We start from the raw sequence: 16005 nt of genomic DNA, 5'->3' as shown, positions 1-16005 counted from the left end.
CATGTTCACACCTCGACGGCTTCAGACGCAGGCAAAAGAGTGTTCGAGCAAGCAGCAGTGACCGTGCCACCCACGCGGAAGCTGTCGTTATCCTCTGCCGCGAAAACCTTGCCGCTGAAGTCACGGCGGGCGGCCCGGAGCATTTTCTCGATGTCTGCCGCGCCCGGCACGTTCGGCACGATGTGGTGCAGGATCAACTGGCTGACGCCCGCTGCCTGCGCCACCTTGCCGACCTGTTCGTACGAGGTGTGCGACTCTTCCAGATGCACGGCAATACCTTGGCGGGTCGGCCCTTCGGGGAAGGTGGCGAGGATAGCATCCAGGTCGATGACTTCATGCAGCAGCACGTCGGCCCCCTTGGCCAGGCGGATGCAGTTTTCCGAATAGGTCGTGTCGCCGGAGATCACCACCGACCCATACTGGCTATCGATACGGAAACCAAAGGCTGGGTAGCACAGGCGGTGATCAACCAGAATCGCCGACACCACGACGTTCTCGTCCCGATACACTTCAAAGGGGTCCATCACCGGGTGACGGGCCAGCACAGGGTCCGCATTGGCGTGCGCCGGCACTTCGATATCGTGGCCATACACCCACTGGTTGGGGCTGGAGCGCCCTTCGTCGGCCATGCGAATGGCAACGTCAGAGGCGAATACGCGGTTGATCAATGCATCCACCACATCCGCAGTGCCGACCATCGGGTGGTCGCCGCCGCAGCAGCCCGGCACCACGGGGTGATCACCGTGAACATGCAGGGCGGGTACGCGCGGCGGTTTGGCCGGGCCGTAAACGTGAATCGGCTGGCTGAAGGACTCGCCCGGCACCTGCCAGCCGGTCAGCAAATAAGAGCCCAGGTCGTAAATATGATCAGAATGGTGATGGGTAATGAAAATCGCGCGCAGTTGATCCCACGTGCAATGGGAGCGGTAGTTACGAATACTGCCCATGCCACAGTCGAACACGTAGGAACAGCCATCAACTACCACCGCTGTCGAGATACCCGCGCGGCTGGCGGAGACAACTGGCCCACCACCAGTACCGAGCGTGTGAACAGTCATTCCGGAATGATTTGCCTGGCTCATCTGACTACCTTTTTATTCTAATTGATTAAACATGCGGGTTATTGCCACAGCAATCTAATTCAGGCCCTGGGCCTATCACTATGCGGTTCTCGTTGGGTTTATATTCATTTTTGCTTTGGGTAATCAGCCACCCCGGCAGGATGGCTGAGCCGTTGGTCTATTCGAAGTTCGGCGAAGTACCGGGCTTGGCAAACAGGATGTTGCGCAGCCCGGACAGCCTGACCACCTCTTCGGGGCTGGCCTGGTTGTGCAACTCATCGAACAGGCTGGACAGGTCGTTACCTGGGCTTACCCAGAACAGCCCGCGGGCGGGTTTGTCCGCATCGATGCGGTACCCATGGCTGGAACCACGTGGCCAGCAGACGTGATCGCCCGGCTTGGCGGTCATCCATTCGCCATCTTTGTACAGCGAGTACTCACCCTCCAGCACGAACACATGCTCATCCTGGATAGGGTGCGTATGGGGCGGTATGAAGCTGCCGGGCGGGTCATAGGTCAACCAGGCAAAACTGCTCTGATCATCCCCGCCAAGAATCGGCCAATACGAAGTACCCAGCACGTTCCAGACTTTACGGCCGATCATGGATTTAATGTCGTCAACACCGAAAGGCAGTGGCACGTTTTGCGCCGAGTGCAGTTCCCCTGAAGCCATGGAGTTCACCCCTTTTGAATATGATTCGTCGGATTTTTTAGCAGGGGTTACATTAGCCAACGGCCCAGCGTGCGGGCTATGCAGATATTCGATCAACGCTGTGCTTTTTTAGTACGGCGGTTGCCAAGAAGTGCATAGCGTTAAGCAAGAACTGCCCTAGCCAGGTAAACAGAACCCTTCAGAATGCCAACGCAGGCGGTCGATCGACTGCACACCACCAGCGTTCAAATAGAAGGTTCGTTGCCATGCTGCATCCACCCGCTGAAAAATCGCTGAAATCCCGATTCCGTCAGGTCTTTGCACTGGCCGAAGGGTGCGAACCCGACCCACGCTTCACGCTCGCCAATGAACGCACCTTTCTGGCCTGGATCCGCACGGCCCTTGCCCTTCTGGCCAGTGGTATCGCACTGGATGCGCTGCCGCTGGAGCTGCTGGCCGGGCGCCCACAAGCGCTGCTGTCCTATGCCCTGACGGGCATGGCGCTAGTGGTCAGCGTCAATGCGACCCTGCGCTGGCTCAATGTCGAGCGCGCCCTGCGCCATCGGCAAGCGCTGCCGTACCCGATTTTGGCACCGCTGCTGGGTTTGTTCGGGCTGATCGTTTCCACCTTGCTGTTGCTGCCTTGAGCGCACCTCATATGCCCCCGCATGACGACCAAGGCCTGCAGCCCGAGCGCACGGCGCTTACTTGGGAGCGCACGGTGCTGTCTAGCCTGGTATTGGGATGCATCGCGTTTCGTCATCCACTGGCCCATTACGGTTCCATGACCACGCTGATGCTCATGGCCTTGGCGATAGGCAGCGTCTACTCGCTGTTGATCATCGGCGGCTATCGCAGGGCTGCGCGGCATATACGCGAAGAGAGGTCGACACCGCGACTGGGCGCAGTGCTGGCGATGGGCGTGGGCGTTACGCTGGTGAGCATTGCGGCATTGTGCGGCGTCTGATCGGCGAGGTTGCAGTGAAAATCAGAGTAATCACCCCGCCTGTGCGAAAGGATCGGGCGAACTGACGCAACCGGCACGTGGTGGATGGCACCGGCTACGCCGGTGTTCGCGGCTGAAGCCGACCTCATGAACCAAATCGTATCTCCATGATTTGACGCGGTCACTGTGGGAGCCCGGCTTGCCGGCGATGGGCTGAGAAGCAGCCCCAATGCAGGCGACACCATTCTGGCGGATTGTGACTGAATTGAGACCTTGGGGCCGCTGCGCAGCCCATCGCCGGCAAGCCAGGCTCCCACACCTGATGCGGCGGGCTTGCGGGCAGAGTTCCCTGCGCGACAGCGCAGCCCGGAGGGCTGGGAGACGGGGTGTAGCTGCAGTTGATCAGTTAACCGGAACAAGACGCTCGCGCTGAGCAGCAGTCAAATCGTCGATTACGCCAACTTTCAGGGGCTGCGCGCCGATGTCAGCCAACGGCTTGCCCATATCTGCAGAGGCGAATTCCGGCAGTTTGTACATGGCGCCGGTGAGAGGATCGACGATCAGCAGGCCGATGATTCCCCCGATCAGAATGTTGCCCCAGTACCAACCGCTGAGGCTCGAATCCAGTTCCACGGTCTTGTCCGGATAGCCTTCTTTCTTGAACCGCAGCGTATAGGTCTGCCCCGAGAAATAGCCTTTGCCCGACTTCAGGGTAACGGTACTTGGGGTATTGCCCGTGTGTACGACTGTGCCGTTCTTGTCGGTGATTTCAAATGACGCCCCCATCGGCGCACTGGATACCGCGACCGGGTATCGCGACTCTCCAACGATGCTCGCGCAACCCTGAGTACCCAGCATTGCTACGACTACTGCTGCCCCAATCAACTTCCGAACCATCATCAGGAGTGCTCCACTGCGCCATCATTGGCAAGGCCGGTCATCGGCCGGGCGCAACTATATCCAAAGTGATATCACTTTGATACTAGTGATGAAGCCATGCACGCGACGCCTTACGCGGAACCCGGCTTGCGATGATCCGCGCTCATTTCTGCCGAGTACGCTGGGCTTTACCTATGCCCATGCAGCCTGCTGGAAGCCCCGATAAACAAAATGATTCTGCCTTTCACCATCTTCTTCACCGTCCTGATCGTCGGAACGATAGGCGATTATTTTGGGCTGCAGGGCGGCTGGAAGATCGGGCTGCTTTTGCCTGGTGGCAGCCGCCGTGCAGATCGCAGTCAGCGGGTTTCAACGTTCACAGCGGCAGTGAAGTGACGAGATTTGCCCGAGCCCAACATGGCTTGAAGCGCGTTTACCCGAATTTGCGATCAGCATGATCACATGCCGTGAATCGCCCGAATGAGAAGGCTAGAAGTCCCCCTTCATCGCCGCTCACCTCTCAGGCGCCCGCCAATGAACCGCCCTACCCTCAACCGCTGATGCGCTGCCGGGCGCGCGATGCGTGACATCAATTTGACACTACCCCACCAATTTGCAAACCTTCCGTACCACAGAATCCCCGCATTGATGCGGCCTTGGAAAGCAAGCGATGGAAAGCAAACATCAGCAATTGACGGAAGCGTACCGCCAAGCATTATCAGACCTCCCGCTGCATTGGCTGGACCGCAGCCGCGATCAAGAAGCGGATTTCAAGCACCTTTCAGGCTTGTTCCTTCCTGGTACCTCACCGGAATTCGAGCAGGCCACGAACCGCATCATGGTCGTGGGCCGCGAAACGCGCCGTTGGGATGTGTTGACCCCCGGCAAACCCTTTGCAGACCTGGACGAGTACATCCAGCGCGCCATGGCAATACAGCAAAGCCATTTTGCAAAGTATCTACACGACAAAACCGACCGCGGAGCCAGCTTCTTCAACTTTCTCCGCGAAATACGCCAGGCTGATCAAACCCTGGGTATCGCCTGGGCCAACCTCTTCAGCTTCGCATGGCAGCGAAGCTCCCCAATGCGTTGGCGGCATTTCACGCAGCTCATGCAGGTATCCAAGCGCCTGCTCGAGGCGCAAATCGACATTCTTCGCCCTGACATCATCGTGTTTGCCAACGGCGCGAGCAGTGCCCGCATAAGGCAGCAGTTCTTCCCGCACAAGGGTGAGCACAGTGTTTGCAGCGAGCTTGGTGATTACCGTATGCACGGCATACCGGTTAACCAACTGTGGCGCTTCCGCCTGCATGACTCGGTGCAGTGCTACCGCATACAGCACCCGAGCAGCGTCAGTGCCAAATCACGTGCAGCACGCCGCTTCCTGATCGACCAGATCCTCCTGCGCAATCTGCCGGACCTTCAAACCGTCGCGGCCAACAGCACGGTTGATGACGAACCCTACCGTAAAGCCACGCCGAACGGCGCCCCTACAACCGATCGACTAACCCCAGGCAACCCATGGTCAACTCAGTAGTATCGATATCCGAACAGGCATTCTTCAGCATCGTCACCTCGGCGCTGGAAGCCTACAAGGTCGAGCACCAACTCGAAAACGGTGATTTCTCAGCGCGGGTGGAAACGTTCGGCCACCTGTGGGGTTATGCTCAAACCACCATTGGCGGACAAACCCTGTATCGCGTGGTTTGGGCAGACACGTGCACCGCTGTCACCCGAGACAAAGGGTCGATTTCCTACGGTGCTGCCCCGCAGGAAATCAAACAAAGCTTCATCGATACGTTCTTCCCCGAGGTCACGTTCCTCGGCGATTACCACAGCCATCCGTATAGCTATCAGGATGATGAGATCAAGACCGAACTGGAGCTGGAGCGAGGGGGCTACTATCGTTTCTCCGATGCCGACTTCCGCGCGGTGAAACAGCAACAGGATAGCGGCCTGGATTATCGCGTCGGGCTGGTAGCCACCGTTTTCGAGCGCGACGAAAAGATCAAGCGAGCGCTGAAGATTCTGGATGAAGAGAGCGCCCTGCGGTTTCAGGTCGGTTCCGTGACGATCTGGCTCAAAGCCTATGTGTGGACGGAGGACGAAAACCTCAAATACCGCCGCAAGGCAGACCGCATGGTGCGCCTGGTGTGCCCAAGCTTGAACGTGTTTGCAGGCATGCGGGACGGGTGGGCTGGCCTTCCGCAGCAAAACTAGAAAGGCACTTACCCACTTCAAACCTTGGTATCAGGGCCGCATCAGCGGCTCGATACCGATCCATTTCTTCACCGGGTGATAACACAACCGCAGCGGCGGAATCGCCACCTCGCGCCCCTGCACCTTCAGGCTACCCAGGTGAATGGTCCACTTGGCGTCGGCGTTCAGCTTGTCCGTCTGGAAGATCACATAAGCCGAGCCATAGCGCTTGTTGTTGGTGAGCTTGGGAATCATCCGGTGCACTTCATCGCTGTTGATGTCGTACGGCGATGGCCTGGCAGCCCGCTCGGTCACAGTCGGATAGTCGTAGATATCGTTGAGGCCCACGTACACCTCGGGCCGCGCATTCAGGCGCGAGCCGTCTTCGAAGGTAATGTAGGCCTGGCGGCTGTCGTACAGCACCGGGATCGGCGGCTGGCCCCTTTTGGAGTCGGTCGACGGGCGCTGGCGGTCCTTGTTGTAGGCGATCATCTGCACGAAGAATTCCGGCCGCGGGTACTGCTCGCCCGGGTACTGCACGTGCAGGCCTTGCTCGTAGCGCTTTTCGCCCCATAGGGCGGCGTGGTCGTAGAGGTAGGTTTCCAGGTAGAGGGTGGTTTCGCCCTGCGGGCCTGGGACTTTGAACTGGAATTCGGATTGGCAGAGGTCCGCGTAGGCGGCGCGTTCGCGTTTCCAAGGGAGGCACGCGGTGAGTGAGGCTGTAGCCAGCAACAGCAGCAGGGAGGTGGCGCGCTTGAGATTGGTCATGACCTGCCTTGGTCTGGGTGCGAGCCAGTCAGTTTCGGGGGCTGCGGGACGTAAGTCCATGATGACCGTTTGACATCATCGGGACATAGCTGGATACAGCAATTACTGGCTGGTTAGCTTTTTGAGAGCTTTCGATTGTTGAACGAGCAATGAACGCTGCAGATTTCTGGCGATGAAAGCGGGTGAAAAATCAGAAATAAGAACTTCCTTGTAGGGCATTTCCCAAAGATACTCGCTACGCCTGATTTCCATTGCGCATGGTCAACGCGGGTCCTAGTCTCGGCTGGTCGCTGCCAATTCAGCGACCGGTTTTGACAGACCGCTGACGTTGTCCACATAAGCACGCTTTCATGGCGGCTGTTCGTGGGGCACCTTCTGGTGCGCCGAGTGCCAACGTCTCGGTCTGTCAACCCGCGTACAGCTGCCACCCTCTTGTTTGACAGCAAGGTTGAGGTAGCTCCACTTCCTGACGTTGGAGTTACACCATGCTCAAGATTGTTCCAGATCCACCCCACAAATCCCTCTGCCTTGAAGACACGTTGATCGAAGCAACGGATTACGCGCTATGCGCGGCGACCGTCGTGCATCAGGCAATGCTGCTGCAGCCCAAGTCGCCTGCATCAATTTTGATGATGACCTCGATGCACGAGCTGGAGACGCTGCGAGCATTGCTTGAGTCCGCGCTGGTTCAGCTACAGACACCCACTGAAGCCGCGACTTCGCACTGACGTCCAACTGGTTGTGTGGCCTGGGCACAACCCATCACCAGCAAGCCAGGCCCCGACAGTGGACCGACCTACGTCACACGCCTTCGCGCTTGTGAGCAGCTGTGGGGGATTGCTGGCGATGGCGTTAGCACAGGTACTAGAGATTTCGGGGAGATTGAACAATGTCTACAGAAGAAACCAAATTCACCGTCGGCAAAACCACCTTCTTCCAAGGTGAGAACCAGACCCACCCCCTCTTTCGCATCGAAGCCGGCATTCCTTGCCAGAGCGCCCGTGAACAAGCCTCGGAGCTGATGGGCTATGCACGGGATATGACCTTGGACGGCTTGATGGAAGATAAGCCGCACCTGATCTGGGCGTCGCACTACCTCTGCGCCTTGGCCAAGGCCCTGCTCGACGATGCCGAACTGGGCTTGATGAAAGACCCTTGATTACTCTCATCCTCCCGGCCCAACGTCGCACCCTGGAGCGGATTCATCCGCGATGGGCCGCATAGCGGCCCCACCTGTTCAAGCATCAGGACGTTGGCAAGCCTCTCTGAGCCAGACTGGGACACCAGTTCAAATTGGCCTGCGATCATTGAACGTCCTCAGCCATGGCCAAGCTTTGTCTCACTTGGCGAATACTCTTGGTGATTCTGTAGCAGGTAGCAAAGGCAAGCTGGTCAACTCAGCACCCATCAATCGCTCCTCATCCAAATCGAATGGAAGCGCGTGCAGTCTTAATTCACTTCCGAAATCAAACGGTGCCAACGGCTGTTTGAAGTCGGCCCAAGATGGGTAAATCAGCACCATCTCCCCCTGCCCTCTCAGGTACTTCTGTCCATAGCCATACAGCTGATAAAAGTCGCTTTGGCTTAATCCATATTTGTTCGCGCGATCTGCCCCATTCAGACGCTTCCATTTGGTATCCAGTACCCATTCCTCGCCGCCATGCTGCAACAACAAGTCCGGCTCTAAGCGGAAGATAGGTTTCCCTTCGTGCAAGCAAAGAGAATGCCTGGAGGCGTGTGGAATCACTTTGGCGCCAGTCAGCATGTTCCGTTGCAGCCATCCTGCCACATATCGCTCGAACAGCTTTTCCATAGGAAATAGCAGACTCATACCTTGCCATTGGCCGCTCACGGCGATTGGCATCTGCTGGTTAAGGATCAGCTCGCACCAGGGTTTGATCGGCTGGTAATGCGCCAAAAGCCGGTCTCGACTCCAGGCACGAAAATCTGCTTGGACCTGCTTACTGCTTGGTATCTCAACAAGCATGGAGCGCAGCTCGTTGGCTAGGCGCCAATTGCTCGCATCCTGTGTGGTCTTGGCCACCTGCTCCAACGCCATTTTGAGCAGTCGATTTTCAGCGCGATCTGGTAGGAACACATCGTGACGAATCTGAAAATGATGTTGTCGCCCCATAGGCTGACGCATCTGTGCAACTATATTCATTTGCCCCCGCAGAAAACGCTGCTCCTCTTCGATGCGTTGATAGTCGAAACGCACGCCGCGTTTGACCAACAGATCTAGTTCTCGGAGAAACTCACCCATCACCCACTCGCTCAGGGGAGCCTCGAATAACTCCAAACTGGTCACTGAGGCTTCGCGGGGTTTGAGTGATAAAGCGCTTTGAATCAGCTTGCGCAGCAACTGACGGCTTTGAAGCACACAATCGCCGCGCTCGAAGTGCTTGGGCAAAATTTCCAGCCGAGTGCCGCAGGGTGCTTCCAACACCCCTACATAGCTGTCCCACTTGAGCGAGCGGCGCCCCTCCACCTGTAGCAGGGTCGCACCGCTGCGACTGAAGCTGGCGCTGAGCTCACACAACCAATCAAAGACTCTAGAGGACACTTGAGCCAAATCCAATGAAGGCGTCACTGCCTCAGTGGTCAGACGTGCATATTCACGAACGGTAATCAGCGCGCGGTTCACGTTGCTTAGCCCAAGATGTTGCGGTAGCTGGAAAGCGAGCCAAATGCATCGTTATTTAGCTCCCAGCGTTGATCGTTTAGCTTGCCAGCTACCTCATTACCAAATAGGGTCGCAAGCCCCTTCTGGGTAACCGGTCGTTGTATGAAAGGATCAGTGCCATTTGCCTTAGCGTGGTGATCATTCAACACCCAGCCGATACGTTCCCAATCTTCGAAGAAGTACTCCTGCAACAACGGCAGAATCTGATTGCGGAATATCAACTTCAATCGATCAAGACTTGGCTCGGCCCGCAGCGGCATAAAATAGGCATGCCCAAGACAGTGATCACGATCAAGCAGCACCTCGATGCGCTGGTTCATCACACGCAGGAGTTCGCCGATCGGAATGCCTTCCACTTCAACTTTATCCAGGAGATCGGGCCGAGGCGGCATCTCTCGGAAGGTAAAGCGCCTGCGCAAAGCGATATCCACACCCGCCAACGAGCGGTCAGTAGTGTTCATGGTGCCGATCAAGTAAACATTTTTTGGAACGCTGAAACGCTGCTTGGAATACGGCAGCACCGCTGACAACGCCTCGTCGGCGCCCGCCCGCTTGGATGGCTCGATTAGAGTGATCAGCTCGCCGAAGATACGCGAGACGTTGCCCCGATTGATCTCGTCGATGATCAGAACGCGAGCATCACTGCCAGGCCCACTATCTGCCGCCGGAACCGCCTGGCTTAGCATATGCTCTACCAGCGGCGCCAATATGTTGTTGTAGCCGTTGACCATGTAGGGCTCAAGACTCGTTCCCGGAAGCTTTTCAATCGCCTTTTTGTCACGGATGTCTTGCAGGGTGATCTGCCGAGAACGTACAGCGTTGACCAATGTATCCAACAGGCGGAGTGACAACCCCAAAAAATTGCCATTGGGCTTCTTGAGCTCCAGCAAATCAGCACTGGCGTGAATAACTTGGTAGTCCCGGCTAAAGACCTGCCCCGTGCTGAAGCCCGCAGCAGTCCCTACGCTCGCTACGCTTTGAGCCCCCAACAGCGCCTGCAATTTTTCCTGGTTCAGCGTCGGGCTTCGCAATTCATATAGCGTCATCTGACTGGACTGGTTATTAAGCAGTTCAGTATGTGGTAGTGATGGCGTGTACTGACGCAACCACTTCACTGGCCGCATTTGCGAGTAGTCTGCCTCATACTCAGGGTGAGCCTTGAAACTGTAGTCACCCGTGATTTCACCGATGGCCCGGAATTTAAAATTCCCATCGCTGACCACCACCAAATCACCAGGCTTCATCTTGGTCACGAAGAGAGTGACACTGGTCAGGCTGTAATCCATAGCTCCTTCCAGCGGAACGCCTTCATCAGCAAAGCGCTGCTTCACATCGCTACGGCTCTTACAACCGCCGAAGTTGATCGCCCCACCGTATCCCAGCAGGACATAGCCCCCCTGCAAGCATTCTTCGTAGATACTAGAATCACTGCCAAGCGTATTGCCCAATGACATCTTCCAGATCCGACGGCTGCCCAGCTCTAGCGGTGCCTCAGTTTGTTGGATGACCTTGGCTGCCGCCACTTCGCACAAGCTTTTGAAAACACCATCGACGACTTCATAGCGCAGCTGTCCACTGGACTCATCGCTCTCGGCACGCAAGCCCTCTACGAAATCCTCATAGCTAAAGCTCTGGTGGAAGGTTACGAAACGGATTCGTCCATCCTTTACTAACTGATCGAAGCGAGCCTTTAGCGAAGCACGATCAGCTTTCCATGATTTCAGAAATTCGGCGTCCAATACCTCTAGCGCAGCCTCGATAGTGGCGTAGGTTTTACCGGTGCCCGGAGGCCCAAACAGGATCTGATTGAGTGGCACACTGGGCATAACAGTGGTTCCTTTAAAGGTAACAGGATGGACGTCATCACCGAGTTCCGTCCCCTCATAGGCGCTGCAGAGCGCTTCCAAGGCCTCGACTCCACTTAGGGTGATGCACGCAGCCTCCCGACCATTGGCCAGTTCAGGAGCACACGAGCTCAGGTTGCTATTGCGGCTCCGATCGGGGAGGTAGTCATCACGACTTAATGGCGGCTCGACCATTGAGTTCAGCCAGGCGCCAGGAGCCACAAACAGAGTCAACTTCTTTCCTTCTCGGATCAGCGCCAATTGCCGCCCATTAATCAGCCGATAACCCGCTACCTTCTGCGTCGTATTAATGGGGAAAAAACGTTCAGGCTGTTCGTTGAAGTAGGCCAGCGCTTGCTCGCCCACTGCCTGCTGCAGCAGCCAGGACTTAGCGGTAGCCCAGCAGCTGTCGGCATAGGCAAACATGTTCTGATCGCCACGCTCAGCGAGCAACTGGCGCTGTAATGCAGGTGCAGATAGTGCACTAGGCTGGTTTGTGGCAGCACGCAGAAACCGCAGGCCATAGATGGGCAGCACGCATGGCTGCTCGGGGCGTTGATACAAAAAAGCCAATTTCCATTTTAGTGCTGGCCCCAATCGAGCCTGCTCCACCGCTTCCAGATCACCGGCCCGAGCCGCTTTGGCGACAAGCACGATCTGGCCAAGTACCTGAGCAAAAGCCTCGTCGGCCGTAGCCCCGTACTGGCTGTACCACGCGTAATTAGTCGAATAGGATCGCTCGCTATCACTGACCTTCTCCGTTTGGTCGCGCCGCGAGTAGACACCGAACTTAAACGCAGAACCGCCCCATATCGAACCCAGCGACTCAGTCAATATTTCAAGCCAGTAAACGAAGCAGTCCTGATCGCCCGAATGGCTGTATTGCACCAGCCTCATATTCTCCAGCGCTTCCAGCGGCCAGCGATGTAAAAAGCTTTCCCAGAGTGCCTGACGCTCTTCGATGAGCTCATTCATGCCTGAGGCCTCAGCAGCAGGCTAAACTCCGCCACTTGTACCTCAGAAACGCCGTGCGATAGGCCCTGGATAAACGCACGGCCCTTTTCCAACAACTGATCCTGCGTGGCTTCGAAGGCCTGTATGCTTAGATCAGGTAAAATCGGGTAATACACGTACACATCCTTTTCTTGACCAAGGAGGCACTGGCTGCGCGTCCTTGCGGGAAATTCCGCGACAACTTTCAGCGTTTTCCTACAGGAGATCAAGCCATAAACTGGATGTTTGCCGGATCGCTGAAGCCGCTTAGCCAGCGCCTCAACGAGATCGTGACCTACGGGGGCAATCCGGGAATGATCTTCGCGACCCCACTCAGCGGGATTCGGGCGGTATTCAAGAAACCGAAGAAAGCAAACATGGCGGCGCTTCCGCCCGAAGAGCTCCCCGAGCTCATGCTGGAGATCGCGAACGCCAGTATCAAGCGCACCACCCGATGCCTGATCGAATGGCAGTTGCACACAATGACTCGCCCCGCCGAAGCGGCAACTACTCGCTGGACAGACATCGACTTTGAAAGGCGTGTCTGGACCATCCCACCGGAGCGGATGAAAAAACGCCGCCCACACAGCATCCCGTTGAGCGATCAAGCCATGGCATTGCTGGAAATACTGAAGTCCCACAGTGGTCATCGAGAGTACGTCTTTCCGGCAGACCGAAATCCTCGTACTCATGCCAATAGCCAGACCGCCAACATGGCTTTGAAACGCATGGGCTTCCAGGATCGCTTGGTCAGCCACGGCATGCGTTCGATGGCCAGCACCATCTTGAATGAACATGGGTGGGACCCCGAGCTCATCGAAGTGGCGTTGGCGCACGTAGACAAGGATGAGGTACGCAGTGCCTACAACCGAGCCGACTACATCGAGCGCCGGCGGCCGATGATGGCTTGGTGGAGCGAGTACATTCTGAAGGCGTCAACCGGCAATCTCTCGGCCAGCGCGATGAACGTGCTTAGGGATCGGAACGTAGTACCTATCCGATAGGACGGCGACACTGGCGACACTGGCGACACTGGCGACAGACCGCGTGGCATCTACATCCTTGTCGTCTGAGCTGATGGCGACAGTCGCCAACTCGTCTCGCTTTGGCTTCTCCGGCTAAGCCCGTGAGCATGGGGAGGCTTCGCATCCCCGTGCTCACGGGCTAACACTAGAAAAGCGACAAACGGCCACTCTGCCACTAATACCCACCGACTTCCAAAGCACGCCAGAGGTGGAATCTGGCGCATTTCCATGTGCCCTTCACCAATTGACCCGTGCCGCGGTGACCGATAGAACGAAGATTCAAAGCGCTGCCTTAGGCAGCACCCCAGATGACCAGAGCCTTCAAGGTCATGCCGCTAACCCGGTGGTTCATCCCAAAGTGCGATTCGCGCCCGGAGGCTCGCACGGTCATTCGCCAGAATGATGGACGCCCTCTAAACAATCAGCCTAGTGCGGCTGCCCGCTAACCCTTTAGCCCTGCAGCAACGAACCTGCTCGGCCAACGTTTTGCGCCAACCGTTCGCCCGTCTCTTTTTCCAGAAAAGAGACGGGCGCTCCTACCACTGCTGCAGCCCTCATCGCACAGGGCTTTGCGGCAATTCCCCTCGTGACAATCGGCGTGACAAACGCCGATGTCACCAGCAACAGCGCTGTAGATGATGGTGCCGCAGCCCAAGGAATGGACTGCACCTGACTGACAGTCAGGCATGTCCCGGTCATCGCATTGCTGCTTGCTTGTGGCTCAGGATCTCGCGGCGCTGGTCTCGTCAGCCAGTGCAGCCTCCACCCGCCCACCGGTAACGGTGCTCAGGAGGCCAGATCATGAGATGCCCTTGCTCCTGGTCGTAAAGAGCCGCCAGTCCCACGTTAGTGGACACCCTCACAGGTCGCAGGGGCCTTGATCCCTGATAACACTCAGCATTCTTGGCGGGATGACGTGGGGCGAGGATCGGAGATCGGCTGATGAGGTGACTGACATGGCATTGGTGGGTAGACGCGATGGCCGCAATTTCGGTTACGGCAGGCAATTGAGCTACGCAGGTCCGCAGGCGCTGAAAGATATGTTCGGCGGTGGCCATTACGGCACGGTCAAAGCTCACTGTGATCGGTGGCAGGCATTCGTGAAGTGGTGCCGCTCCGATCAGGGCCCCGGTATCAATGATGCGCGGCGGATTGATCGGAAGTTGTTGGCAGACTATGCGGCGTATCTGCGTGACCTGGTTGGGCGCGGTGATCTCGCCGTCAGCACCGCACAAAACCGGCTATCCAGCGTTAACAGAACCATGGCAGCGCTTCGCGGTGATCAGTACGTGAAGTTGCCCAGTCCGAGCAAGGCGTTGGGTATGCAGCGCACCGGGATTCGCCACTCAGTGCCGCAGGGCCAAGACCGCGATCAGGTTAATGAGATCGTCAATGCGCTTTGCCGCAATCATCAGCAACGCGCCGCTGCAATCGTTCTGTTGGCGCGAGCCACCGGCATGCGCTTGCGTGAGGCGATCCTAGCCGACTTGCCACGGCTGAGCCGTGAGGCTAACGACCTAGGCAGGATCAACATTCAGGACGGCACCAAAGGCGGCCGAGCTGGCGCCTCGGCGCCCCGTTGGATTGCGGTGCACGACCATATTCAAGGTGCACTTGGGTTTGCACGGCAGGTGTCGCCTGCGGGTAGCCGCAACCTCATTGCGCCGCACGAAAGCTACCTTGACGCTCTACAGGACATCGTCCGCCCGGCGCGGGACATCCTGCATGCACACAGCCTCAAAGGCTTTCATGAGCTGCGAGCGGCGTACGCATGTGAGCGTTACGAGCAAATCACCCAACACCGCTCACCTATAAACGGGGGTCAATGCTGCCAGTTAGATCAGCACCTTGACCGCGAGGCTCGGAGGCAAATCAGCTATGAGCTGGGGCACGGTCGGGTCGACGTCGTCACTGCGTACATTGGAGGGCGTACATGAGCAAGCCATTCGATATGGAGCTGTTCTTTACCAGCGTGCTGAGCGGATCGCACGCCACTCAACAACGCCATTTGCGGCAGGCGAGAATCATCCAAACGGAAATCTCAAAGCGCTGGCAACGACAGATACCTTGGGCTTGGCAGAAAAAGCATTTGGCTTGGTTTCTCGATGAACACTTGAAAATGCATGCTGAGGCCACCCGGTATCAATACCTACTGACCGTGAGGCTGATCACCCGTCGATTAGAAAAACCATGGATATTCAACCGCTGAAACCTCCAACCAAATGTTGGGTAGACGGCTAAATTGGAGCCTACGTAGAGCAAAATCGGACGCGAAATCCATCAGGCGAAGGAAGCCGAAGCAGGCTAGACTACGACATGGCCAATTGATACCATCGTGCTTCGCGGTGGTGATTAAACAGCACCGACTACTGCACTGAGGAACCTATGGACAGGTTACGATTTGATCTTAACTTTATATTCAGGCTCTTGCTGACTTTCAATGCCACGTCGCTGCTTGTCATCGTTTTTCTTGTCCAGAAAGGTTTTACGCTAGGATATTTCTTTTCTAACAGCCTATGGCTATCCAAAATGCCTAACGCTGTCTCCTATCTATTTTACTTATCGATTCCGATCACACTTACAGGAGCAAGCCTTTTACTCAGCTCTTTCTTAGGCAAAGACGAATTCAAAAAAGGACAAACGAGCAGCATTGACCACGCAAATAATAGTTTCTTACCAAGCTATCTCGGATATTTCTTTGTAGCTCTAAGCGTGAGCAATTGGGAGACCTTGTTTTTTGTCTACGGCATTTTATTCGTCTTCACATTTAGATCTCAAGCACTATATTTCAATCCTCTATTTCTACTTTATGGATATGAATTTTACAACATAACCACAACATCTAAATCCTCCATATTCCTGATCAGCCGCCAGAAATACAAAACCCCCTCCGAGATAGCAATAACAAAAGCATCTAGAATAAATAACTACACATTCATTGAGCGAGACTAAAAA

The 16005-nt window shown here is 56.3% G+C and carries 16 protein-coding genes and 1 pseudogene; 11 read left to right on the top strand and 6 right to left on the bottom strand.

The features are described from left to right. Positions 1 to 5: 5 nt before the first annotated feature. Together AC5O5I_RS10330 and AC5O5I_RS10325 are read right to left on the bottom strand one after the other, a co-directional pair. Entirely contained in the window at positions 6 to 1058 is a 1053-nt protein-coding gene (locus tag AC5O5I_RS10330) for an MBL fold metallo-hydrolase (protein WP_172219127.1), read from the bottom strand. Positions 1059 to 1239: 181 nt separating this feature from the next. Continuing rightward, positions 1240 to 1734: a cupin domain-containing protein gene (locus tag AC5O5I_RS10325; RefSeq protein WP_494512527.1), complete on the bottom strand. Its 495-nt coding sequence runs from the start codon at positions 1732 to 1734 to the stop codon at positions 1240 to 1242. 245 nt (positions 1735 to 1979) lie between these two features. Between AC5O5I_RS10325 and AC5O5I_RS10320 the strand changes: the two genes are divergently transcribed. Together AC5O5I_RS10320 and AC5O5I_RS10315 are read left to right on the top strand one after the other, a co-directional pair. Further along, entirely contained in the window at positions 1980 to 2360 is a 381-nt protein-coding gene (locus tag AC5O5I_RS10320) for a YidH family protein (protein ID WP_172219125.1), read from the top strand. A gap of 11 nt (positions 2361 to 2371) precedes the next feature. Beyond that, complete coding sequence (locus AC5O5I_RS10315) at positions 2372 to 2680, top strand: DUF202 domain-containing protein (RefSeq protein WP_172286271.1); 309 nt, start codon at positions 2372 to 2374, stop codon at positions 2678 to 2680. 381 nt (positions 2681 to 3061) lie between these two features. Here AC5O5I_RS10315 and AC5O5I_RS10310 read toward each other — a convergent pair whose 3' ends face one another. Beyond that, complete coding sequence (locus tag AC5O5I_RS10310; RefSeq protein ID WP_494512526.1) at positions 3062 to 3559, bottom strand: peptidase associated/transthyretin-like domain-containing protein; 498 nt, start codon at positions 3557 to 3559, stop codon at positions 3062 to 3064. Between the two features lie 210 nt (positions 3560 to 3769). Here AC5O5I_RS10310 and AC5O5I_RS10305 point away from each other — a divergent pair, with 210 nt between their 5' ends. The 3 genes from AC5O5I_RS10305 (at position 3770) to AC5O5I_RS10295 (ending at position 5758) form a co-directional block, all read left to right on the top strand. Further along, complete coding sequence (locus AC5O5I_RS10305; protein ID WP_494512525.1) at positions 3770 to 3934, top strand: hypothetical protein; 165 nt, start codon at positions 3770 to 3772, stop codon at positions 3932 to 3934. Between the two features lie 274 nt (positions 3935 to 4208). Next, entirely contained in the window at positions 4209 to 5075 is an 867-nt protein-coding gene (locus AC5O5I_RS10300; protein WP_494512524.1) for a hypothetical protein, read from the top strand. After that, on the top strand, positions 5060 to 5758 hold the full coding sequence (locus AC5O5I_RS10295) for a hypothetical protein (RefSeq protein ID WP_494512523.1): 699 nt from the start codon (positions 5060 to 5062) through the stop codon (positions 5756 to 5758). The genes AC5O5I_RS10300 and AC5O5I_RS10295 overlap by 16 nt, the downstream gene beginning before the upstream one ends. A 30-nt stretch (positions 5759 to 5788) precedes the next feature. Here AC5O5I_RS10295 and AC5O5I_RS10290 read toward each other — a convergent pair whose 3' ends face one another. Next, entirely contained in the window at positions 5789 to 6505 is a 717-nt protein-coding gene (locus tag AC5O5I_RS10290) for a hypothetical protein (protein ID WP_494512522.1), read from the bottom strand. A 485-nt stretch (positions 6506 to 6990) separates the two neighbouring features. Between AC5O5I_RS10290 and AC5O5I_RS10285 the strand changes: the two genes are divergently transcribed. Then, positions 6991 to 7233 carry a hypothetical protein gene (locus tag AC5O5I_RS10285; protein WP_300032301.1) on the top strand — a complete coding sequence of 81 codons (243 nt, stop codon included), beginning with the start codon at positions 6991 to 6993 and terminating at the stop codon, positions 7231 to 7233. Positions 7234 to 7394: 161 nt separating this feature from the next. Then, the gene (locus AC5O5I_RS10280) at positions 7395 to 7664 is read left to right on the top strand and encodes a DUF3077 domain-containing protein (protein ID WP_494512521.1); all 270 of its coding nucleotides are present in this window, start codon (positions 7395 to 7397) and stop codon (positions 7662 to 7664) included. Between the two features lie 180 nt (positions 7665 to 7844). On the opposite strand, the gene AC5O5I_RS10275 is transcribed toward AC5O5I_RS10280, so the two are convergent. Both AC5O5I_RS10275 and AC5O5I_RS10270 read right to left on the bottom strand, forming a co-directional pair. Next, entirely contained in the window at positions 7845 to 9149 is a 1305-nt protein-coding gene (locus AC5O5I_RS10275) for an McrC family protein (protein ID WP_494512520.1), read from the bottom strand. A gap of 5 nt (positions 9150 to 9154) precedes the next feature. Next, the gene (locus AC5O5I_RS10270; protein WP_494512519.1) at positions 9155 to 12007 is read right to left on the bottom strand and encodes a DUF8426 domain-containing protein; all 2853 of its coding nucleotides are present in this window, start codon (positions 12005 to 12007) and stop codon (positions 9155 to 9157) included. Between the two features lie 272 nt (positions 12008 to 12279). Between AC5O5I_RS10270 and AC5O5I_RS10265 the strand changes: the two are divergent. The 4 genes and pseudogenes from AC5O5I_RS10265 to AC5O5I_RS10250 form a co-directional block, all read left to right on the top strand. Further along, positions 12280 to 13029: pseudogene (locus tag AC5O5I_RS10265) on the top strand (tyrosine-type recombinase/integrase); the annotation flags it as partial. Positions 13030 to 14006: 977 nt separating this feature from the next. Continuing rightward, a complete protein-coding gene (locus AC5O5I_RS10260; RefSeq protein ID WP_494512518.1) occupies positions 14007 to 14987 on the top strand; it encodes an integrase domain-containing protein in 981 nt (326 codons plus the stop codon). Beyond that, positions 14984 to 15259 carry a hypothetical protein gene (locus tag AC5O5I_RS10255; protein ID WP_494512517.1) on the top strand — a complete coding sequence of 92 codons (276 nt, stop codon included), beginning with the start codon at positions 14984 to 14986 and terminating at the stop codon, positions 15257 to 15259. Before AC5O5I_RS10260 ends, AC5O5I_RS10255 begins: the two co-directional genes overlap by 4 nt. A gap of 176 nt (positions 15260 to 15435) precedes the next feature. After that, the gene (locus AC5O5I_RS10250) at positions 15436 to 16002 is read left to right on the top strand and encodes a KwaA family protein (protein WP_494512516.1); all 567 of its coding nucleotides are present in this window, start codon (positions 15436 to 15438) and stop codon (positions 16000 to 16002) included. The last annotated feature ends 3 nt before the right edge of the window (positions 16003 to 16005 follow it).

It is taken from the genome of Pseudomonas sp. 9_2_1, from assembly GCF_059295275.1.
This window is presented reverse-complemented; position numbering and strand designations above follow the sequence as displayed.